The 20,649-nt window shown below is 42.8% G+C and carries 21 protein-coding genes and 1 pseudogene; 15 read left to right on the plus strand and 7 right to left on the minus strand.

All coding sequences use genetic code 11. The annotated features are described in order from the left end of the window. Positions 1 to 68 precede the first annotated feature (68 nt). The 6 genes from AC04MN_RS09800 (at position 69) to AC04MN_RS09825 (ending at position 5,747) form a co-directional block, all read left to right on the plus strand. Positions 69 to 923 carry a S1 family peptidase gene (locus tag AC04MN_RS09800; protein ID WP_475383024.1) on the plus strand — a complete coding sequence of 285 codons (855 nt, stop codon included), beginning with the start codon at positions 69 to 71 and terminating at the stop codon, positions 921 to 923. 167 nt (positions 924 to 1,090) lie between these two features. Next, complete coding sequence (locus AC04MN_RS09805) at positions 1,091 to 2,887, plus strand: 30S ribosomal protein S1 (protein ID WP_475383025.1); 1,797 nt, start codon at positions 1,091 to 1,093, stop codon at positions 2,885 to 2,887. Positions 2,888 to 3,116: 229 nt separating this feature from the next. Next, on the plus strand, positions 3,117 to 4,082 hold the full coding sequence (sppA, locus tag AC04MN_RS09810) for a signal peptide peptidase SppA (protein WP_475383026.1): 966 nt from the start codon (positions 3,117 to 3,119) through the stop codon (positions 4,080 to 4,082). 5 nt (positions 4,083 to 4,087) lie between these two features. Continuing rightward, positions 4,088 to 4,714, plus strand: a complete 627-nt coding sequence (locus AC04MN_RS09815; protein ID WP_475383027.1) for an HIT family protein — start codon at positions 4,088 to 4,090, stop codon at positions 4,712 to 4,714. Position 4,715: 1 nt separating this feature from the next. After that, a complete protein-coding gene (locus AC04MN_RS09820) occupies positions 4,716 to 5,477 on the plus strand; it encodes a rhomboid family intramembrane serine protease (protein WP_475383028.1) in 762 nt (253 codons plus the stop codon). A 90-nt stretch (positions 5,478 to 5,567) separates the two neighbouring features. Then, entirely contained in the window at positions 5,568 to 5,747 is a 180-nt protein-coding gene (locus AC04MN_RS09825; protein WP_475383029.1) for a hypothetical protein, read from the plus strand. Between the two features lie 35 nt (positions 5,748 to 5,782). Here the strand turns inward: AC04MN_RS09825 and AC04MN_RS09830 are convergent, their stop codons facing one another. Further along, positions 5,783 to 6,787: a L,D-transpeptidase family protein gene (locus tag AC04MN_RS09830; RefSeq protein WP_475383030.1), complete on the minus strand. Its 1,005-nt coding sequence runs from the start codon at positions 6,785 to 6,787 to the stop codon at positions 5,783 to 5,785. Between the two features lie 219 nt (positions 6,788 to 7,006). Here AC04MN_RS09830 and AC04MN_RS09835 point away from each other — a divergent pair, with 219 nt between their 5' ends. The 4 genes and pseudogenes from AC04MN_RS09835 to AC04MN_RS09850 all read left to right on the plus strand — a co-directional run. Next, positions 7,007 to 7,525: a flagellar basal body-associated FliL family protein gene (locus AC04MN_RS09835; protein ID WP_475383031.1), complete on the plus strand. Its 519-nt coding sequence runs from the start codon at positions 7,007 to 7,009 to the stop codon at positions 7,523 to 7,525. A gap of 209 nt (positions 7,526 to 7,734) precedes the next feature. Then, a complete protein-coding gene (locus tag AC04MN_RS09840) occupies positions 7,735 to 8,976 on the plus strand; it encodes a M16 family metallopeptidase (protein ID WP_475383807.1) in 1,242 nt (413 codons plus the stop codon). Between the two features lie 12 nt (positions 8,977 to 8,988). After that, positions 8,989 to 10,416 carry a M16 family metallopeptidase gene (locus AC04MN_RS09845; protein WP_475383032.1) on the plus strand — a complete coding sequence of 476 codons (1,428 nt, stop codon included), beginning with the start codon at positions 8,989 to 8,991 and terminating at the stop codon, positions 10,414 to 10,416. A gap of 5 nt (positions 10,417 to 10,421) precedes the next feature. Next, a pseudogene (locus AC04MN_RS09850) lies at positions 10,422 to 12,434 on the plus strand (methyl-accepting chemotaxis protein); the annotation flags it as partial. Positions 12,435 to 12,612: 178 nt separating this feature from the next. Here AC04MN_RS09850 and AC04MN_RS09855 read toward each other — a convergent pair. Beyond that, positions 12,613 to 13,335 (minus strand): hypothetical protein, encoded by a 723-nt coding sequence (locus tag AC04MN_RS09855; protein WP_475383033.1) that lies wholly within the window; start codon positions 13,333 to 13,335, stop codon positions 12,613 to 12,615. Positions 13,336 to 13,388: 53 nt separating this feature from the next. Between AC04MN_RS09855 and AC04MN_RS09860 the strand changes: the two genes are divergently transcribed. Continuing rightward, positions 13,389 to 14,297 carry a LysR family transcriptional regulator gene (locus AC04MN_RS09860; RefSeq protein ID WP_475383034.1) on the plus strand — a complete coding sequence of 303 codons (909 nt, stop codon included), beginning with the start codon at positions 13,389 to 13,391 and terminating at the stop codon, positions 14,295 to 14,297. Here AC04MN_RS09860 and AC04MN_RS09865 read toward each other — a convergent pair. Genes AC04MN_RS09865 through nrdR form a run of 5 tightly spaced genes read right to left on the minus strand, consistent with a single transcriptional unit; the run spans position 14,294 to position 17,169 of the window. Further along, positions 14,294 to 15,130 carry a pyruvate, water dikinase regulatory protein gene (locus AC04MN_RS09865; RefSeq protein WP_475383035.1) on the minus strand — a complete coding sequence of 279 codons (837 nt, stop codon included), beginning with the start codon at positions 15,128 to 15,130 and terminating at the stop codon, positions 14,294 to 14,296. The genes AC04MN_RS09860 and AC04MN_RS09865 overlap by 4 nt on opposite strands. Beyond that, positions 15,127 to 15,672 (minus strand): GTP cyclohydrolase, encoded by a 546-nt coding sequence (locus AC04MN_RS09870; RefSeq protein ID WP_475383036.1) that lies wholly within the window; start codon positions 15,670 to 15,672, stop codon positions 15,127 to 15,129. Before AC04MN_RS09870 ends, AC04MN_RS09865 begins: the two co-directional genes overlap by 4 nt. Positions 15,673 to 15,681: 9 nt before the next feature. Beyond that, positions 15,682 to 16,128 (minus strand): hypothetical protein, encoded by a 447-nt coding sequence (locus AC04MN_RS09875; protein WP_475383037.1) that lies wholly within the window; start codon positions 16,126 to 16,128, stop codon positions 15,682 to 15,684. 38 nt (positions 16,129 to 16,166) lie between these two features. Continuing rightward, the gene (gene nusB / locus AC04MN_RS09880; RefSeq protein ID WP_475383038.1) at positions 16,167 to 16,565 is read right to left on the minus strand and encodes a transcription antitermination factor NusB; all 399 of its coding nucleotides are present in this window, start codon (positions 16,563 to 16,565) and stop codon (positions 16,167 to 16,169) included. Next, positions 16,516 to 17,169: a transcriptional regulator NrdR gene (gene nrdR, locus AC04MN_RS09885; RefSeq protein WP_475383039.1), complete on the minus strand. Its 654-nt coding sequence runs from the start codon at positions 17,167 to 17,169 to the stop codon at positions 16,516 to 16,518. Before nrdR ends, nusB begins: the two co-directional genes overlap by 50 nt. Positions 17,170 to 17,320: 151 nt before the next feature. On the opposite strand from nrdR, the gene AC04MN_RS09890 reads away from it, so the two are divergent. The 4 genes from AC04MN_RS09890 (at position 17,321) to AC04MN_RS09905 (ending at position 20,613) form a co-directional block, all read left to right on the plus strand. Then, positions 17,321 to 17,962 carry a hypothetical protein gene (locus AC04MN_RS09890; RefSeq protein WP_475383040.1) on the plus strand — a complete coding sequence of 214 codons (642 nt, stop codon included), beginning with the start codon at positions 17,321 to 17,323 and terminating at the stop codon, positions 17,960 to 17,962. Positions 17,963 to 17,986: 24 nt separating this feature from the next. After that, positions 17,987 to 19,174 carry an RsmB/NOP family class I SAM-dependent RNA methyltransferase gene (locus AC04MN_RS09895; protein ID WP_475383041.1) on the plus strand — a complete coding sequence of 396 codons (1,188 nt, stop codon included), beginning with the start codon at positions 17,987 to 17,989 and terminating at the stop codon, positions 19,172 to 19,174. Between the two features lie 52 nt (positions 19,175 to 19,226). After that, on the plus strand, positions 19,227 to 19,784 hold the full coding sequence (locus AC04MN_RS09900; protein WP_475383042.1) for a hypothetical protein: 558 nt from the start codon (positions 19,227 to 19,229) through the stop codon (positions 19,782 to 19,784). A gap of 79 nt (positions 19,785 to 19,863) precedes the next feature. Then, entirely contained in the window at positions 19,864 to 20,613 is a 750-nt protein-coding gene (locus tag AC04MN_RS09905) for a hypothetical protein (protein WP_475383043.1), read from the plus strand. Positions 20,614 to 20,649 lie beyond the last annotated feature (36 nt).

Below are 20,649 nucleotides of genomic sequence, written 5' to 3' on the forward strand. Positions count from 1 at the left end.
GAACTCGGTTTTTGAGGCGAATCTTTCCTGCAAGTAGGCTATAAAGGTCCATCTTTTAGGAGGCTTGTTTGAAAAAAATCGCTTTATCATTTTTGGCTTTGTCGTTGGCGGCTTGTAACGGAAATAAATTAGAAAGTTCTTTTCAAGCAAAAGCGACTTCTGACTCTATCATCGGTGGTAAAGCAGTAGCTTGGTCTGATTTGGCTGCTAAATCGACAGTTTCTTTAATGCTTGATAACGGTGGCGAACCGGCTTCTTTTTGTACAGGTACAGTTATTTCTGAAGATTTGATTATGACAGCTTTTCACTGTGTCGAAGAGTTTGAAGAGTCTGACATACATGTTTTCTTGGGTACAACATTACCGACTCAAATGACGGATGCCCGTTTGCAAGAGGTCGAGGCTATCGAACGCCACGATAAATACGAAATCGTATTGACTGAGGACGGGAACTTCAAGACGGCTTATAACGATATCGCGCTGATAAAACTTAGCAAGGCTCTTCCTGGGGCGACTCCTGTTAAGATTTTAGACCCCTCATCTGAACCAGCTGCAGGTGCTAAGCTTTTGTTAGCTGGATTTGGTTTGATAAACGACGTTATGGGAATCCCCGCTTCGGGCTTGAATCAAGTCGAGGTCAGTATGGTCCGTGTAATGGATGGCAAGATACTGGTAACGGACCAGCGTAATGGTTCGGGCGCTTGCGCAGGGGACTCTGGCGGTCCCGCGTATCTTAAGTCTGGCAACGAACTCGTTGTTTTAGGTATCACTCGAGGGCCTCATGAGGCTGCGCAGCACTGTCATGCTTACGGCGAGTACACTTATGCGTCTATTTTCAAGGATTTCATAATTGATGGAGCTAGGAAATTAGGAGCTCAGGCTCCCGTGTTTAAGGCTCTGGGCCTAGCTTCTGTGGCGAAGTAATAATTCTTAGGACGCCAAGCGTTAATTCCTTTGACATTCAGGGTGAAGCACCTATAAATCAATGCTTCGCTCTGAATTAGTCATTTAAACAGTCAGAGTAATAAAAAATAACGAGTGGGGCCCAAACACCCAGAGGCGCCACATCGTGGGAGGTATATAATACAATAATGGGTAAACAATTAAGCAAAGCTGAACTTGAAAAACAAAAAGTCCTCGCACTTCTTGATGCAGAAGACGCGAAGATCCCTGCCAATCCAGGTGCGGATTCAAAAATCGAAAAGACTGATTTTGATAAACTTTTCGAAGCATCAATGAATGAACAAGATTTCAAGGTCGGTGATGTTGTCACTGGTTCTGTAGTAGAAGTTCAATCTGACTATGTTCTAGTTGATATCAACTACAAATCAGAAGGTCTAATTCCTGTAAACGAATTCCGTATTGTTGACGGCGTTCGCGAAGTTAAAGTTGGCGATAAAGTAGAAGTATTGATCGACCGTATCGAAAACGAAAACGGCATGATCGTTCTTTCTAAAGACAAAGCAGATATGCTTCGTGCTTGGTCTGATATCTCTAAAGCTGCTGAAAACGAAGAAGTTATCGAAGGTACTGTTGTTGCTAAAGTTAAAGGCGGTCTTTCTGTTGATATCGGCGTTAAGGCATTCTTGCCTGGTTCGCAAATCGATCTACGCCCAGTTCGCAACATGGACGTTTACATCGGTAAGAAATATAAATTCAAAGTTATCAAGTTCAATAAAAAACGCGGTAACATTGTTCTTTCTCGCCGTGCACTTCTTGAAGAAGAACGCGATACTTTGAAATCTCAAACTCTTGATACTATGAAAGAGGGTTCAATCGTTACTGGTACAGTTAAGAACATCACTGATTACGGTGCGTTCATTGACTTGGGCGGTATGGATGGACTTCTTCACATCACAGACATGTCATGGGGCCGTGTAAAACACCCTTCTGAAGTGTTGAATGTTGGTGACGATATCAATGTTAAAGTTCTTAAGTACGATCAAGACAAAGAACGCGTATCTTTGGGCTTGAAACAAATGACTGAAGATCCTTGGGAAAGCGTTAAAGCTGAATACGCAATCGGCAAGAAGCTTCAAGGTAAAGTGGTTTCATTGGCTGACTACGGTGCATTCGTTGAACTTGGCGAAGGCGTAGAAGGTTTGATCCACGTTTCTGAAATGTCTTGGACTAAACGCGTGAAGCATCCTTCACAAGTTGTTAACGTAGACTCTGTAGTAGACGTTGTTGTTCTTGACGTAGACACTGAAAACCGCCGCATTAGCTTGGGCATGAAGCAATTGATGCCAAATCCATGGGTTGAGTTGAAAGAGTCGTACGCTCCAGGAACTATCATTGAAGGTGAAATCAAGTCTGTGACTGATTTCGGTATCTTCATTGGTATCGAAGAAGGTATCGACGGCCTAGTTCACATCTCTGACTTCTCTTGGACTAAGCGTGTAAATCATCCTTCTGAAATGTTCGCTAAAGGACAAAAAGTTCGCGCAGTTGTACTTGGTGTAGACATCGAGAACGAAAGATTCTCTTTGGGTATCAAGCAACTTGAGAACGATCCTTGGGCTAACATCGAAGCTAAATATGCTATCGGTTCACAACACGACGTTAAAGTAACTAAAACAACTGAGTTTGGTGCTTTCGTTGAGCTTGAGTCTGATATCGAAGGTTTGATCCACATTTCTGAGCTTACAACTGATAAGATTGAGAAAGTGGAAGACTTTGTTAAAGCAGGCGGAACTGTTAAAGCTGAAGTTATCTCTATCGACAAAGACGCTCGTAAGATCGGTTTGTCTTCTAAACTAGTTAAACTTCGTGATGCGAAAGCAGACGTTGATGACTATGTGAAGAAAGCAACTGCAACTTCAAAAACTTCATTCGGTGATGTTTTTGCTGAGCAATTGAAAGGTCTTAAAACAGACGGCAAAAACTAATTGCTGAACGTTTCATAAGATTTATAAGGGACTCCTCGGAGTCCCTTTTTTTTGGCGCGTGCCGCGCGAAAAGCACGAAGTGCTAGACAGCGGCCGTCAGGCGAAAGGCGATTCATCGCTAGACAGTGGCCGTTGGGCGAAAATGCACATTGCCAAGCGTCATGACTCTTCTTTAAGCCCTTGTCATCATCATAGGACCTAAACCCCATCGGGGAAATCGGAGTTTGAGATGAGTCGTACAAGTTCATTTAAAAAGTTTTTTATTATCGTTTTTGTGTTTATTGGAATTGGTGCTGTGTTGAGAATGGCCAGCGAATGGTTTGATTCTTCGGACAAAAGTGTAACTGCAAAAAATACGATTCTTCATGTTGAGCTGAAGGGTGTTATCTTAAACGGTAAAAAGTTTATTAAAAATTTAGACAAATATGCCGAGAACGACAAGGTCAAAGCAGTTGTTGTCGAAATCAATTCTCCGGGCGGGGCTGTTGGGCCTTCGCAGGAAATCTATCACGCTATTAAGATGGTGCGTGAAGAACTTAAAAAACCAATTATTTGTGTCACGACGGGCATCATGGCAAGCGGTGGTTACTATTCAGCAGTCGCTTGTGATAAAATTGTCGTGGCTCCCGGAGCCCTTGTTGGCTCGATTGGTGTCATCATGGAATTTGCCAACTTAGAGAAGCTGTATGATTGGGCTCACATCAGTCGCTTCACGATAACGTCGGGAAAGTTTAAAGACTCTGGGGCCGAATTCCGCGCCATGAGGGACGATGAGCGTGCCTTGTTTCAATCTATGATCGACGAGGTCTATGGGCAGTTTAAGAAGACGGTCATGGAGTCACGTAATTTAAAAGAAGAAATAATGTTAGAGTATGCTGATGGCCGTGTCTTCACTGGCACGACGGCGGTGAAGTTGGGTTTTGCAGATCAAGAAGGCTACTTCAAAGATGCCGTGAAGCTAACTGCAGAGATCGCTCAATTGGGTGATGACTATACACTTTTTGAAGTTCCAAAGCGCAAGATGTCGATTTTCGATCTTGGCGAAACTGATGAAGAGGATTCTTTAAATGGATTGTCTGAAGTTGCAAAAGCTCTTAATTCTAAAAGCTCGGCAATTGAGGCTGTAAGTAAAAAAGTTCTGCGTACCGAGTTGTTGAATCAACCTCTTTATTTGATGCCAGGTTATTGGGAGTAGGTCGAATGGCCAAAAAGCCAGCACAAAAAAGCTTGAAAAAAGCTTTGCCCAAGAAAAAAGTGAAGACTTCGCCTAAAGTTAAGCCGGCGAAGTCTTCTGCATTTATACAAATAGATAAAGATATATGGCCGCTGGAAAAAGATGTTTTGTTTCGCCCGGATCGGTTGAAGTATGTGCGAAAGCTAATCCCTCAAAGCGGATGTGTATTTTGTCAGGCCGAGGCGCAGGCTCCTTCGATGGAAACTTTGTGTGTTTATAAAACAGAACACTCGATGGTTTTACTTAATAAGTTTCCTTATAACAGTGGCCATGTACTTGTTTTGCCTCGGCAGCATTGTGGTGATATTTTAAAATTAAGCGACGAGCAATATTCCGACTTAATGATGTTGTTAAGACGAACTATGGCCGCATTGATGGACGTCTATCAGCCCAGTGGTATCAATCAAGGTTTAAATCACGGGGCCGCTGCTGGTGCCGGGATTCCAGAGCATCTTCATTTTCATGTGATCCCACGATGGAGTGGGGATCTTAATTTCTTTCCGTTGATTGCGGAAACAAAGGTTATGGTCGAGAGCCTAGAGCAGACCTACGAAAAACTGAGTCAGTATTTTAATTCCAGAAAGGGTTCATAAAATGAGTCAACGAGTTTCAATGAATATGTCGGTGCCAATGACTCCGGTTGTGAAGTGGCTTTTGATCATCAATGTTGGAGTTTGGTTTTTCTTGCAGGTGATCCTAGAAAATATGATGAACCTGCCGGTGATCACAAATCTTTTTGGCCTTTTTCCAGGCAAGGTTGTGTACGATTATAATATTTGGCAGCTTTTTTCTTATATGTTTCTGCACTCGAACTCGGTGACGCATATTTTATTTAATATGCTGATGTTGTGGTTTTTTGGAGCCGAGCTTGAGCAGCGTTGGGGTGGTAAATTCTTTTTGTTTTACTATCTTGGTTCGGGAATTGGGGCGGCTATTCTTTACGTCACTGGGATCGTCGGCTGGGTTTTAGCGACGGGTCAGGGGCAGATGTCTTTGGCGATTCCCGTGGTCGGAGCGAGTGGCGCTGTATTCGGTTTGATGTTGGCTCATGGGATTTTATTTGGTGAACGTATTGTTTACTTCTTTATGGTCTTTCCGATGAAGACGAAATACTTTGTGGCTATAATGGGGGCTGTTCAGTTGGCTTCTATGATGACCTCTGGGGTGGCTGGCAGTGAAGTGGCTTATCTAGCCCATCTTGGGGGCCTTGTGTCAGGATATACTCTGTTGTTAAGCCGAGGATCCTTTATAAATTGGGAAAATAAGCAAAAATCGAAGAAAAAGGGCCGAAATCTGCGCCTGGTTGTCGATAATGAGAAAGACCCCAAAGATAAGCCGCCAAAGTATTGGAATTGATTTTTTTTAGATTGAAGACGCTGGATTTCCTGAAAAATATGGTTTAAATATGGGGATTCAGGTAAGATAGCACATTATAAGGAGCCTAAGATGTCATTAGATAAAGCATTGTTGAACCTTAAATGGGACAAGCGCATGATTGAAAAAAATCTTCAAAACGGGACTTTGTCTAAAGAAGAGTACGATAAAATGTTAAAAGAGCTTCCTGATATGGCGGAAAATATTGATTTGATCAATATTGATCGCGAAGACGGTGATGATGTTCACTAAATAAAAAAACCGGCTGAAGGCCGGTTTTTTTACGCTTAATTTTGATCGCTAGTGGGTTTTAGATTTTGTGCCAAACGGTCTGTAGCAGGAGCCCACTCTTCTCGAATAATTCTCCAGGAATTTTTGTTTTTCAAAGCATAGATGGTTTTGACACCGTAGTCAGTGAATTGATCGGATTCGTATCTTTGCAGGGCCTTTACAATTAACTGATTTTTATTAAGTAAAATATAGGGCTGGTAAAGTTGAACTTTGATGTACTTATACTTGGCTTTTAAATTGGTTTTGTGGGCTTTCCAAGTTTTATAGTTGAATCCAGGAGCTTCGAATTTTTCATCATAATAAGAGATATATTTTTCAACATCCATGGACTCCCAAGCCGAAGTCCATGCTTGCAAATATTGACTGATCTCTTCACGGCGCTTTTCGTGTTCGGTCAGTCCAACGTAATCAACTTTATCGAAAATTAGGATCGGCGTTTCACCTAGTTTAATATACTCTGCAATTTGTTTGATGACGTTGTTACGTACCACTACGCAACCTCGACTTCCACGAGTTAGTGGGACGCTGTCTGGAATGGCGTGAAGCCAAATTCCCGATCCGGTCTTATCTTCGCGTTGATCAAAAAGATTTGGGTAGTTGGTGGTAAAAGCCAGGTCACCATAAAGCTGAAATGGAATTTCGGGCTGGGTCAGTCTTTTTTGAAGAAAATAAATTCCCTCTGGAGTTTTGTGATCGTCTCGTTTGGTTTTATTGCCATCCGATTTTCCGATATCTGCTGGGAACTCATTTACTTTTTTGATTTGCTTACCATTACGTTCGTAGATGGTTAGCTTGCGAGCGCTCTTATCAACAACAAAAACAAATTTAGAAAAAGCATCTGTTTCGGTGATTGAAAGTAAATCTGATGGGAAAAGTTCTTCAGATGTCTCTTTTTGAGACTCTGCCGCTGAGATTGCGTAAGGACTAATCAAAGAGGCAGCTCCCACGAGGGCGGCCACCGCGATCACTTTGTAGATAGGTTTAAGATCTAATAAGCGCATTTACTCTATTATGCCTTGAATAGGCGGTCCCGTGTCAAGACCGGTCTATGAGGCCTGTTTAAAACCTAGTCATTTTGATGAACATTTCTGTCTATTCACGCAGTTGTTTGATGAGCCGAAGTAACAACTATAAAAAAGTGGATGATTCTTAGACCTTGGCATTAAGGACTCGACTTTAATCTCCGATAAATTTGTTGAAGATAAATTAGAGAGGTTCGCATGGCTGAAGCAGCAAAAGAACAGGCACCAGAAAAACCCAAAAATAAAGGTATGCTTTTACAGATTATTTTTGCGGTCATCAACCTAGGTGTGATGGGTTATGGAACCTTTCTTGTCTACAAATCGACGTTGGGCTGGCATAGTCCGGCGATCACCGAGCAAGAACTTGAAGAAGTTCACGAGGCTTCGCTTGCGCATGGCGAAGGCGAGGCAGATCCATTTATCTATACAATGGATAAGTTCACGGTCAATTTAGGCGGCGAACCTAAACGCTCCATTCGTCTTGAGGTCAATTTGGAAATGCTTGGTCAAGAAGGCTTCGAGGAAATCATGGAACCCGGCAATCGGGCCAGAGCTCGAGATAGTATCGTAAGACTGTTGAATGAAAAACAGTTTGCGGACTTAGAATCTATTCAGGGAAAGCTGTTTTTAAAAAATAAGATTGCCACCGAAATCAATGGGCTCTTAAAAGAGGGTGTCGTAAAAGACGTCTATTTTAGCGATTTTGTTGTACAATAAAATTCGTGCTATAGAGTCCGGGAGCAAGCACTTCGACCTTCGTCTTTAATGAATAGCTCCTCTATTGAACCGATTGCCTAGCGGCTATTGCTAGCTACAATAGAGGAATGAAAAAACGCCAATTTAAATCTACGTTATCATTTCTTTTAACACTCTCATTTTCACTCATTTCTATGGCAGGTTCCCCCAGGGATAATCTTAAGGTGGAAATGCCCGTCAAAAAATTCGTTTTAGATAATGGATTGACTGTGCTTATGCTCGAGGATCATAGCGTTCCGCTTGTAAGTTATCATACTTGGTACAAAGTGGGGTCACGGCATGAAACCGTCGGTGTTACAGGGGCAGCTCATATGCTTGAGCATATGATGTTTAAAGGCGCGAAAAAATATGATGGAAAGCAATTTGACAAAATTCTGCACGAGAACGGAATGGAGAATAATGCTTTTACGACATACGACTATACGGGCTTTTACCAAATTCTGCCAAGTGATCGCTTAGAATTGATGATGGACATGGAAGTGGATCGAATGTCTTCGCTTCAAATTCGTAGTGAAGACTTGCTGAGTGAAAGAGAAGTTGTCAAAGAAGAGCGTCGCTGGAGAACCGACAATAATCCAATGGGATTGATTCGCGAGGCTTTGATGTTGAACCTTTTTGAAGGATCGTCTTATGGTTGGCCCGTCATTGGATATATGGATGATATTGGTCAATACACCAGTGATAAGCTAAGATTTTTTTACGATGCTTACTATCGACCTAATAACGCGGTCCTGGTCATCGCAGGCGATATTGATCCGGCAAAAACGGAAAGTTTAGTGCGCAAATATTATGGAAAGCTGAAGCCTAGCTCAGCAGTGGCGCCAGCTTTTAAACCGCGAAATGCGGTTACTAAAAAGCGCGAAATCACCTTAAAAAAGGATGTGCAGAACTCGACAGTATTTATTGCTTGGCCAACGGTTGAGGCCTCCAGTGCTGATGCATATGCTTTAGATTTGGCTGGGACTATTTTGGGCGGAGGCTCCTCCAGTCGTCTTTATAAAAAGATGATCTATCAACAGCAATCGTCTATCGGTGCTTTTTCCTATAATTATTCAATGAAATTTGACGGGATGTTTGCGGTCGGAGCTATGGTTAAACCTGGCCAAGAAAACAAGAAAGTTAAGCAGACTTTGCTGTCTGAATTGAAAAAGATGAAAACACAACTGGTAACAGCTGCCGAGCTTGAAAAAGCAAAAACAACTGTGATCAAAGGTGCCGTCGATGAATTAATGACACTGGATGGAAAGGCGCGCGCCTTAGCTGTGAACGAGATCATGACTGGAGACTATCAAAATTTTTACAAAGATTTAGATAAATATAAGTCTGTCACCGCGAATGATATCAAGAATGTTCTGAATAAATATTTGCCAGAAGAAAAAGCACTTTTTGTAGAACTTGTTCCAAATAAATAGGAATAGACGACAATGAAAAAGATTTTAAATATTAGAAAACCAATGACATTTTTAGCAGCCACTTCTGTGTTCATAGGGTGTGCGACAAGTCCGACGGCGAAAGTTGAAACCTCTTCGGATCCTCAAAAAACCGAAGACGGATATGTCATCTATAAATCGGGAAGCGTTAGCATGCCTCCAATGCGCAAAGAGGTGCTTTCTAATGGTCTAAAGATTCATCTTATTAAGGACAATAAGCTGCCTCGAGTCTCCATTAATTTACTATTGGCTGTCGGTTCCGCGTCAGAGCCCGAAGGCTATGATGGCCTGAATGCCTTTACAGCCTCTTTGTTGGACCAAGGGACTAAAAAATGGAAAGCTCTGGAAATTGCGGACAAGTTGGGGGCTCTTGGAACAGAAATCGAGATCAAACCAGGCAGTGATTTTATAACGATTGCCGCAGATGCCTTGGTGAGTGATGCTGATGAGCTGCTGGATATTGTCGCCGAAGTCGTTATGGCTCCGAAATTTGATCAGGCTGAAATCGAGCGGGCTCGCTCTCAGGTTATCGCTTTGATTAAAAAGAAAGAAGACAATCCGGGGCAGTATGCAAGTCAAAAATTTGAAGAGTGGATCTTTCAAGGGCACCCCTATGCTAAAGATGAATTAGGTACTATTGAGTCGATTCAGAAAATTCAAAGAAAAGATGTGCTAGCTCACTATAAAAAGTGGTTCCGTCCACAGGTGGCATCGATGGCTATCACTGGACAGTTCGATGAGGCCTTTGCGGCTAGAGCAAAAAAGGTCTTCGCAAGTTGGACTGCGGGACCAAGCCCTGAAGTTATAAGCCAGCAAATAGTTCAAGCGAAGACCATTGAAGTAAAGGTGGACGGCAAACCAGGTTTAAAGCAGGCAGAAATCAGGATGGGACAAAAAGGGCTTCCTCGTGGTAGCGCCGACTTTATGTTGGTTCGAATGGCTAACGAGGCCCTGGGCGGCAGCTTTGGAAGTCGACTGAATCAAGTCATCAGGGATGATCAAGGATTAACTTATTCTATTTACTCGTTTATGGATGGTCGTGGGCAAACAGGAAGCTTTCAGATATCAACTTTTACTAAGAATGAAACTGTTGGTAAAACTGTGAGTGAGACCATTCGAGTTTTTCAAGAGTTTGTAAAAAATGGGATCACTCAGCGAGAGTTGGATGCGGCTAAAAATCAGTTGGCGGGGCAGTTTCCGCGTTCTATCGAAACTTCAGATCGATTGGCCTTTAATATATTAGCCTTAGATTATTATGGAGTGCCGTTTTCTTATTTAACGGATTTTAATCGCAATGTGCGTGCAGTGACGTTAGCCGACGTCAATAATGCAATAAAAAAGTATTTCGATAAGGATAGCTTGAAGGTGCTTGTCTATGCAGATCCTGTAGTTGCGGGACAGTTGAAGAGCTATCAAAAGTAGGACTTATGAAAAGACTCAGTGTTAATATACGTTTTATTTTATCTATTGTTATCTTTTGTTTTCCCATCATCAGTCTTGTGTTCTATCTATGGCAAGGAAATCAAGAGACTGTTAACTTTTCGAAAAAAGAACTTGAAGGCGTTGATCACTTAATATCGGGAACAATTGTTAAGGAAGAGTCCTTGAATCTTCATTTTCGGTCATTAAAAGAAAATGTAAATTCTGATGAGTGGACGGCTTTAGAAAAGAAATGGGAACTGTACTTTCAAGAAATTGAAGATGTTGAGTTTGACAAAGCTAAAGCAAAAAGTGTCGTTAAAAGTTATATTAATTCTTCATCCCAAGATAAGGCATCTGGCAAAGCTCTTTATGACGCCTTGGTAGGATTGAAGTTTGTTCGTGAAGCGATCGCCGATACACATAACATCATGCTCGATCCAGACTCGGATACGTATTACTTAATGGACAATATGATTACCTGGATTCCTAGTATTCACGAGATCGAAGCCAAAGCCATAATGTATGCAGCTGAAGCTCAGAAAGGATCTTTAAGTGAAGATCAGTTGCGGGACATATATCATGTTAAGGTTGTCCTTGGGGAAATCACTGAAAAGATTTTACTTAATTTTTCAAAAGTTAAACAGTTTGATTCTCAATACTACGGAGAAAGTGCTGAAGTCATTAAAAACATTGATGGATATGAATCCAAAATCAAAAAACAAAGCGAAGCTTTGAATAGTGTTTTAGCTGAAATTTTATCTAAACAGCAGATTGATGGCGTTTTGATATCTAGGGTTGTACAAGAGTTTGTGGGAAATAGTTCTATATTAAATGGTATCCAAAAAGACTTTCGCTTTATGGTGGCGCATCGAGTAGATGAACTTAATAATACCATGAAATTGCGCCTGGGTGTTTCGTCAGCTTTATTGATATTTGCAATATTATTTTCGGCTTACCTTGCGATGACAGTAAACCAAACTGTTGGAGCCTTCGGAGCTGCTGTTGTCGAGTTAAAAGCTCATTCAGAAAAATCAATTAGGGTCGGAGATTCATTACTTGGGGCTTCTAAGTCAGTGGCTGATTCATCGGCGACTCAGGCCGCCGCGATTGAAGAGACCAGCGCTTCTTTAGAGGAGCTATCAAGTATTGTAAAAACGAACGCTGCAAACTCTTTACAAGCCCAGGACATCGCCCAGATCGCCAGTCAAAAGGTCGAAGTTGGGGTTAAAGACGTAGATGTATTACAAAATAATATGGATGCAATTTCAGGCAGTGCGAAAAAAATTGAAGAGATCATGCAGATAATCGATGACATCGCTTTTCAAACAAATTTGTTAGCTTTAAATGCTTCGGTTGAGGCAGCACGCGCGGGAGAGCATGGAAAAGGATTTGCAGTCGTAGCTGATGCCGTAAGATCTTTGGCGCAAAGAAGTGCTAATTCCGCAAAAGAAATTGGAACCTTAATCCAAGATTCTTTGTCTTCTATATCTAAAGGAAAGCAAAGTGCGGATAGCGTCAATGATGCTATGAAGGAAATTTTAGAAAGTATTAAAAAAGTGACTTCATTAAATACTGAGATTGCTCATGCTAGTCAGGAGCAATCTGCGGGAATTTTGCAGATATCGACGGCCATCAATGATTTAGAGCGTTCGACGATGGAAAATAGTGGGGTCGCGGTGAAGGCTTCAGAATACTCGAAAGAGGCTATGAATCAAGCTGAAGGATTGATGCGAATTGTTTCAGTGTTAGATCGAGAGTTGCGAGGGATGAACTCTGCTGATTCAACTGCAGTCTTGACAGAATTCAAAGCTGATGAGGCGATTGCTGCTCACTTAAAATGGAAGGTTCGTTTAAAAGATTTTATTGATGGTAGATCCTCAGAGCAGCTTCAGAGCGTTCATGTATGCAAAGACGACCAATGCGCATTAGGGCAGTGGATATATGGCCAAGGTGTTCAGTTTGCGCAGCTTAGTTCTTATGAAAACTTAAAGGTTAAACATGCACAATTTCATAAAGCAGCAGGTTCAGTTTTAAAGGCGGTAGAGTCTGGAAATAAGCAAAGCGCCTTGCAAATGCTTGGAGAGGGCAATGCCTTCGATGTCAGTACCGAGGCAACTGTTGAAGCTATTCGGTTATTGGATCGTGATATTAAAAATGCATAGCTAATAAAAAAAAGGGACCTTACGGTCCCTTTTTTTATTTCTTCTTTTTGCGTTTGATCAGAAGGTAAATACCGATGACTGCAAGTAAAAGGGCTCCGCCAAGTATTTTAACGTTCATGCCACCCTTTTTCTTTCCTGCTAATTCGTCAGCTCCCATCATGTCGCCGGGAATTGCGGCTCCGATGGGGCCACCTAAAGTTTCAGATCCAGGTCTGATTCCCGTGTCCCGACCCGCTAATAGATTTTTCGCAGCAATGACTCGCAAGCTTTGCACGGCTTTAAAGAAATCAGCAGAGTACTTTGTGTAGAAATCTTTATGAGCCGAGAACGTGATGAGTATGGCAATTTTTTCTTTGATCGTTGCGAGGTAGCGAGTGAAGTAGTTTGGTACTTCTGATCCTAAGTGAAGTCCATCAATCCAAAGTTGATCGTTGATCGAGACTTGTTTGGCTTTGTACTGGACTTTAGACTGTGAAACTTCACCACCACGAAGTTGAATGGCCATGGGTTCATTCAAGTGAGACTCATACAATGGAATTGAATCGGTCGGTCCTACTTCTTTAGCAGTCAGAATGATAATGGCCTCTTTGGATTCTTTACTTTGTTCGCTTCGGCAGACCCACTCTGTTTGCTCGAGGTTGCAGTTCCAAGACTCGGGCATTTCAAAAGATATATAGGCATTGCGGAAGACCTTGGCGTTTGCTGTGCTTGTCGCTAGAATCATCGTAAGTGCGGCTAATTTAATAAGCTTCATCATAAACATCCTTGTTTAACGCTTTCATTATAGAGGCAACAAGAGGAGTAATTCAAATGAAGAATCTGTATCAACTACAAACTTTTGTGACGGTGATTGCGGAGGGCAGTATGACCGCGGCTGCTGATAAGCTTTATCTGACTCAACCTGCGGTCAGTCAGCAGATTCGAAATTTAGAGGAAGATCTTGGAGTTGAACTATTAGTTCGAGGGGTGCGCCAAATTAAAGCCACTCCTCAGGGCGAGATTCTTTACGAGCAAGCCAAAAAAATCTTGGCTTTGGTCCAGCAAGCTGAAATTTCGATTAAGTCCATCGGGGCCGAGCTGAAGGGGACGCTTCGAGTTGGCACGATGAATTCGATTGGATTGCATTTAATGAGTCCCATTGTTGGGCGTCTGATGAGGCATAATCCCGAGTTGTGCTTGAAGTTCGAGTACGGCAAGGGTGATGAGTTGGTGCGCTTATTTAAAAAAGGCAGCCTGGATGTTGTGATCTTACCCGAGACCCAAAGTGAATTCGATATCGAGGTTGAAGGGGCTGATAAGCGCTTTTTGCAAAAAGAAGAAATGTGGCTGGTAGGAGCTGGAAAAGAAGTTGGATTGCCGTCTCAGATCAGCTTAAAAGAAATTGGCACTTATCCTTTAGTGCACTTTGCCGGAGAGTATCCTGGGTTCAATAAAAAGATGGAAGTGAGCTTGGGCAATTTAGGATCATTGCCGCCTTCGATTTTTGAGTCCAGCAACGTAGGTACGCTAAAGCGGGTTATTGAAACTGGATTGGGATGGGGATTTTTACCCTCACACTCGATTAGAAAACAAGTGCGTTCGGGACGTCTTTCGCGAATTCACGTACGTGATTTTAGCTATGACGTCGATCTTTACTTTTATTCTAAAAAAGGTGGCGAAGGCAAATTACTGGCCGAAGTTTTATTCCAGACACTTTCTAAACAAGAAAAATATTCTTAAAATAGTACTGACGTTGGCAGGCCTAGGCGCATTGAAATAACGCGGACGATTTCTCCTGCCGTTTCCTCGAGGGCGCGATCTGTAACATTAAAAACGGGCCAACGTCGATTTTGTTTGAAAATTTTCTCGGCGTATTCGATCTCTTTTGCAATATGAGACATCGAGGCATATTCCCCACCGGGATCTTGGCCAAACTTTTCCAGTCGACTGCGACGCACTCTTTGCAGGGATTCCATATCGATAATCAATCCAACGATGCGACGCTGATCGATCTTGAATAGTTCTTCGGGGAGTGGAGTGTCTAAGACCATTGGGACATTCGCCACTTTCCATCCTTTATGCGACAGGAAAATGCTTAAAGGTGTTTTTGATGTTCGACTAATGCCGACTAAAACGATATCAGCCTTAGCCAGTTCGGCCATCGTTTTTCCATCGTCATGTTTCACCGTGTACTCGATGGCTTCAATTCTTTTAAAGTAACTTTCATCTACAGCCCGAAGTACGCCCACATTCGATTCTGAAGCGACTCCGAAAAAGGTATCTAAAGTATTTAGCATCGGTCCTAAGAGGTCGTGATAGGGAATTCCTTTTGATGCTGCAAGCTCGCGGATTTTTTGTCGCATCTGTGGAATTGCGACGGTGTAAACGATCATACCTCGCCGTTCAAAACATTCATCAATGATAGATTCAATCTGTTGATCCGAGCGTATGTTTTTGTGACGGATGAGGTTTATCTCTTTTCCCGAGTATTGCACCAGAGCAGCGCGAATCATTGTCGCTGCTGTTTCCCCGGTTCCGTCGGAAATAATATAGATCGTGTAGGGCTGGCTCATTCAGCAATTCCGCGGTGAATGGCTTCAAGGACTTTTTCGATATGAGACTTCAACCAAAGATCAGGTAAGTGCGATATCAACACGAAGGAAAACTCTGGAGTGAGCTTTAAGAGCAAGGCTTTACCGTCGCCTTCTGGATCTAAATGATTTAGATTCAGTTTCTCAAGCACCTGCGCTGACGAAGTCGAAAGAACTGTCATCAGATCAACATGAGGAAGCGAGATTATAGGGCGCGGATCGATTTTTAAAGGTTCTATGACACTTTTGTGAAAGTAGGCTTGTGCTTTGTAGGGGCCATCTTGATTTTCCAGAAAGATGCCCGCATCGAATAAATAAGATAGCCGAGAAAACAGGGCGATCGCTCGATCTGTCGAGTCGTCTGGAAGTCCCGTTGCTAAAGAATTAATAAGCACCGGATCTTGAGAAACTTCGAAACCCTGCTTGGTCTTTTCAATTTCTTCGTGATTTTTGTCTAAATCATTTTCTAAAAGGGCTTCAAGATTTTTTTTAAATGAAACAATCGCTGAAAAAATCTGATCCACAGGGTCTCCTTATTCAAGAACTAAAGAGTAATCTTCATTTCCAGAATAAGTCTGCCATATTTTTTGAAAGTCGCCAGCATTTTGTCCAATTGGTAAGAAAACTCGAAAAGAGGGTTCCCCTAAACCCTTCCAGGTATCGTGGATCTGACGAGTCCAGGATTTTAAATCGGTAAATGGCACCACCAGCACCCAACGATTTGGCAGGTGCAATTGCGTGGGAATAAGAAGTGGGGCCTCGTCATCAAGTTTCAGAGGCGAAAGGGCGATTTCGGTTTCTTTTAGAATCCCATCAAGATGATGAGAAAGCTTATGACGGCGATGACGGGACGCCTTGGTAATCTGAAAGTTCAAACTGCGGTCCAACGGATACGTATGGCGTCCATTTTCTGGATTAGGCAGGACCCAGAGGTCCGCGCCAGAGTTTCTAGAACTTGCCAGTGATAGTACGTTAGCCAAATTGAATCCCCTCGATTTTGCGAGCTTCTTGATTCAAATTATGCGCGAGATCGGGCAACTTGATCAAGCAATCCGTTGAGGAATCCGGGAGATTCTGAAGAGCCATATTTTTTTGCGATTTCAATAGCTTCATTGATGGCGATGTTGGGTTTAACCATGTCGCGAGAGAATTGCATTTCCCAAACCGCAATTCGAGCAATATTGCGGTCAATCGTCGCCATGCGGTCTACTTTCCAGTGAGCCGAGGAAGACTGGATACGTCCATCGATTTCAGCTTTATAGGTTTGCACGCCTTTAACGATATCATCTGCGTACTGAATGACTTCTTTATCATGAGTCTCGCCCAGTATTTCTAACAGATGTGCATAGCTCACTTGTGGAGCAAATTCAGTTTGAAATAAGGTCTGTAGGGCGATTTCTCGTGATTGTCTTCTCATTTTGTTCAGTCTTTTCTTGATCAGTTTTTACAGTGTTTTTGTAAGAGGTTTTATCTTGCGACTTCTCGAGCGGTTTTTCCAGTCCATTTTTTTCTACAAAATTTAGGTCTACCATTGGAGTCAGTGGAAGCTGGGGACTGTTAGGATCAACCAGATCTAAAAGCTCGGCGTCTTCTAATGAATTTACGAACTCTTGGACGTCTTTGAAAGTTCGATAGACGCTGGCAAAACGAACGTAGGCAACGTCATCCAACTGCTTAAGTTCAGCCATGACTTTTTTGCCGATCAATCTAGAAGAAATCTCGCTGTCTCCGCGATTGACAACCCAAGCCGTGATTCGTTCAACAACAGCTTCAACTTGCGCTAACGAAACGGGCCTTTTTTGAGTCGAAGCCTGCAGGCCCTTAAAAATTTTCTCTTTTGAATAAGGTTCGCGACGGCCATCTTTCTTAATGATGAACGGAAGGTTCAGGACAATGGTCTCGGCGGTAGTGAAACGACCGCGACATTCTAGGCATTCACGACGACGACGAATGGCCCCATCCTTCTGGATACGGGTGTCCAAGACTCTGTCTTCGCTATGTCCACAAAAAGGGCATTTCATTCAGACCTCTCCTTCGTCGGGCAATCTATAAAGGCCTCCTGTGTGAGTCAACAAGACGATGGAGTCATTTTTAGATGCATAGCGCCTAGACCTTTCCTCGTCTTTTCGCCCGGGACCCAGGAAGTTACAATGAGGGCTGCTCGGAGGAATTATGCGCCTAGTTAAACCACTGATTAAACTGACAATAAACCTTTCATTACTGGTCTGTTCGGTCTCGGTTGCAGAAGACGCCCCTCGGGTTGGCAGAGCGGCAGCAGCGAAGTACTTCCAAAGCTCTGATAGCGGTGAACGTCGCCCAGCACAGTCACGCGGAAGCATTGATCATTATTTGGCCTTACATATTGGAAAGTATATGGGATCTCAGTCCTACGAGTGGTATGGAAAATCCAAGAAAGACGTCGGACAGTTTACGGGCGGGGTCACTTATCGCGTTGATGAGTGGAATGGCCAGCTAGATTGGAATATTCGGTTGGATTTCCAAGAATTCGACGTTGGGGGCGACGAAAAGCCTTTGAAGTTTTCAATTCTGCCTTTGCTGACATTCCCAGAGGCGAATTCAAAGTTCCCGCTTTATTTTGGAGTCGGCGTCGGGCCTGGTATTTTCTTTAAACAGGTTTCAGGAGAATCTTCGGTTTCTTTGGACTATCAGCTCGTTGCTGGGGCTCGATTTTTTGATGTTGCAGATAATGTGGGCTTTTTTATTGAAAGTGGTCTGAAAAATCATCTTCATTTGTTGACGAGTGGGCAACTGAATGGAACATTCCTGACCGGCGGGGCCCTTTTTACCTTCTAGTTGGGCCGTTTCTAAGGAGTTACCGTGAAGTTTCATCGTCACCTTGTCAGTCAGATTGTATTGGCTTTAGAACAAATTTTTGAACAAGGGTTTTACGCTGATAAAGTGATCGAAAAAATGTTCAAAGCGCACCCGAAGTGGGGTGGGCGAGATCGTCGTTATTTTGCTGAGACAGTCTATGAATTGACTCGATGGTATCGCTACTACGAAGCCTTGGCGGTAGAAAAAAATTACTGGAAAATTTGGGGTGCCTATTCATTGATGCAAGGGCATGAACTGCCAGACTGGAACGAGCTTCAAGGTCTGCGTTTATCAGAAGTAAAAACCAAAGCAGAACAAATTAAAAATCCGGCGATTCTGCAATCTATTCCAGATTGGCTTTTCGAAAAAGGTCAGGCCGAATTAGGGGCGCAATGGCTGCCCAATCTTCAGGTTTTAAATAAACCAGCAGAGGCCTTTCTTCGCGTAAACACTCTGAAGGCCTCTTTGGGGCAAGTTCTAGAGGATCTTCAAAATGAAGATATTGCCACGACACCGGTGGGGGCGGTCGCGCCTCATGCATTAAGATTGAATGAACGAAAGAATGTTCATGCGACAAAGACCTTTCATAAAGGTTTTTTCGAGATGCAAGACGTGGCTTCGCAATTGGTGGCTCCGCTGTTGGCGCCCAAAGCCGGAGACCGGGTTGCTGATGCCTGTGCTGGGGGTGGTGGTAAGTCGCTCCATTTGGCAGCGCTCATGGCTAATAAGGGCAAAATTATTTCCATGGATATTCATGAGTGGAAATTGAAAGAGCTTAAAAATCGCGCGCGACGAGCGGGTGTTGATATTATTGAGACCCGTGTCATTGAAAACAGCAAAACCATCAAACGTCTAGAGAAAAGCTTCGATAAGGTTTTGCTGGATGTTCCATGTTCTGGGATGGGTGTATTGCGAAGGAACCCAGATTCAAAGTGGAAACTGAAGCCGGAAGAGTTTGAGCGTTTGCGCGAATTGCAACGTCAGATTTTGCAGGACTACTCGCAGATGACTAAAAATGGTGGCAGCCTAGTTTATGCGACTTGCAGCCTGTTTCCCTCAGAGAATCAAGAACAAGTGCAGAACTTTTTATCTAGCAATACTGATTGGACTCTGGTCGAGGAAAAAATAATACTGCCGGCCGTGCACGGGTTTGATGGCTTCTATGCAGCTTTGCTAAGTAGAAATAAGTAGGTGCTCCCTGTCCTGGACTGTATAAAACTAAAACAAAACCGATAAGAAAGCTGTGAAGATTTTTTTACAGCTTTTTTTGTTTACCTTGTTGTTCAGTCCGAAGCTTAAGGCCGAGTGGGGCTTTGAGGGGCAAGGTTTTTACCAATCTGGTACCCAAGATGCAGGGACAGACTCAGAAAATGCGGGAACATTTTGGCAAGGTGCTTTTCTGGTCGATCTAACTAAAAATCTATTTATGGGCTGGAGTTATGGAAGTGTTTCACTTGATGAGAAAGTGGGCACGACTAAAAATACGCTTGAAACTCAAGACATGGGGATCGCTGTTCGGTATTTCTTGGGCTCACGCCGGAATTATATGTTTTCTGTGAACTACAATATATTAGCTACAGCTAGTCAATCGAACGGAACAACTCAAGAGGATTGGACGGGGACTTCTTATTTAGCTAGTTTTGCCGCGACACCCGAGATTGGGGAGCGTTTAAGGCTAGGGATTCAGATAAACTATTATAATGCTGATTATACAAGCAAAACAGTGGGCTCTACAAAAACTACAGTCACTTACAACAAAAATTGGCTATTTCCTGCATTACTCTTGATTAAAACTTTCTGACGCTAACGGCCTCAAGTTTATTTCTATTGAAAATAGAAGAAACCTTCTGTTAGAACCCGTCCGCATAGGGGAGGGGTTCATGAAATTAATGATCCAATTGATGAGTTTAGGTTTAGTTCTTTCTTTAGCAACGCCAGCAATGGCAGTTGAAGACGCATACTTTCAAATTAAGAAAGTGTCTGTTCGCGATGTAACTGAAAAGTACGAAGGTACTGCGGTTATGGCTACGCCAGTAATGGCAAATTGTGCTGCGGTTAACGCAAATGGGGAATTGTTGTCTCCAATGGCAGCTCCAGTTAAGGGTGCTGATGCTGAATTGAATCCACTTACTCAACTTGATATCTATCTTGATCAAATCATCAATTTAGGTCGTAAGGTTTGGAATATCATCGAAGCGGGTCGCCCAGTTGTAAACGTTAAAATGGACGTTGCAAATGCTCTTCCTCGTGGTTTGTCTTGCTGGAATGAACTTTCTGGTTGGCAGATTCCTCAATCTAAAGTTTACGAAGTTGTTTATGAAAACGGTTTCGGTGCTGAAGTTGTGACTTTTGCTTACCGTGTGACTTTCACAGCAGGTGGCGGAATGAACGGTAAAGGTAAGTATGTAACTAACGCTACATTCATGCCTGCAAGCTTGAACGTATCATGGGGCTTCACATTCAATGCGACTGCTGAAATTCCATCTGTTTTCAACATGGGTACAACTGACAACCCAGTTGCTGGAATGCAAATGGTTATGAAGTGGAGTGTTGACACTCCTGTGACTCACATCGAAGAGTCTGAGACTTTCTTCGTTAGTGGTGACAATAAACTAGTTCACCTTGAGTAGTGATTAGTTAGTGAAAAGGGGCTTTGAAGCCCCTTT

The organism is Bdellovibrio sp. ZFWA1 (assembly GCF_056175665.1).

Coding starts and splice junctions, on each gene's coding strand:
- AC04MN_RS09815 (WP_475383027.1), top strand. CDS start 4,088: ATGGCCAAAAAGCCAGCACAAAAAAGCTTGAAAAAAGCTTTGCCCAAG.
- AC04MN_RS09825 (WP_475383029.1), top strand. CDS start 5,568: ATGTCATTAGATAAAGCATTGTTGAACCTTAAATGGGACAAGCGCATG.
- AC04MN_RS09855 (WP_475383033.1), bottom strand. CDS start 13,335: ATGATGAAGCTTATTAAATTAGCCGCACTTACGATGATTCTAGCGACA.
- AC04MN_RS09840 (WP_475383807.1), top strand. CDS start 7,735: ATGCCCGTCAAAAAATTCGTTTTAGATAATGGATTGACTGTGCTTATG.
- AC04MN_RS09860 (WP_475383034.1), top strand. CDS start 13,389: ATGAAGAATCTGTATCAACTACAAACTTTTGTGACGGTGATTGCGGAG.
- nusB (WP_475383038.1), bottom strand. CDS start 16,565: ATGAGAAGACAATCACGAGAAATCGCCCTACAGACCTTATTTCAAACT.
- AC04MN_RS09905 (WP_475383043.1), top strand. CDS start 19,864: ATGAAATTAATGATCCAATTGATGAGTTTAGGTTTAGTTCTTTCTTTA.
- AC04MN_RS09820 (WP_475383028.1), top strand. CDS start 4,716: ATGAGTCAACGAGTTTCAATGAATATGTCGGTGCCAATGACTCCGGTT.
- nrdR (WP_475383039.1), bottom strand. CDS start 17,169: ATGAAATGCCCTTTTTGTGGACATAGCGAAGACAGAGTCTTGGACACC.
- sppA (WP_475383026.1), top strand. CDS start 3,117: ATGAGTCGTACAAGTTCATTTAAAAAGTTTTTTATTATCGTTTTTGTG.
- AC04MN_RS09845 (WP_475383032.1), top strand. CDS start 8,989: ATGAAAAAGATTTTAAATATTAGAAAACCAATGACATTTTTAGCAGCC.
- AC04MN_RS09890 (WP_475383040.1), top strand. CDS start 17,321: ATGCGCCTAGTTAAACCACTGATTAAACTGACAATAAACCTTTCATTA.
- AC04MN_RS09830 (WP_475383030.1), bottom strand. CDS start 6,787: ATGCGCTTATTAGATCTTAAACCTATCTACAAAGTGATCGCGGTGGCC.
- AC04MN_RS09805 (WP_475383025.1), top strand. CDS start 1,091: ATGGGTAAACAATTAAGCAAAGCTGAACTTGAAAAACAAAAAGTCCTC.
- AC04MN_RS09865 (WP_475383035.1), bottom strand. CDS start 15,130: ATGAGCCAGCCCTACACGATCTATATTATTTCCGACGGAACCGGGGAA.
- AC04MN_RS09835 (WP_475383031.1), top strand. CDS start 7,007: ATGGCTGAAGCAGCAAAAGAACAGGCACCAGAAAAACCCAAAAATAAA.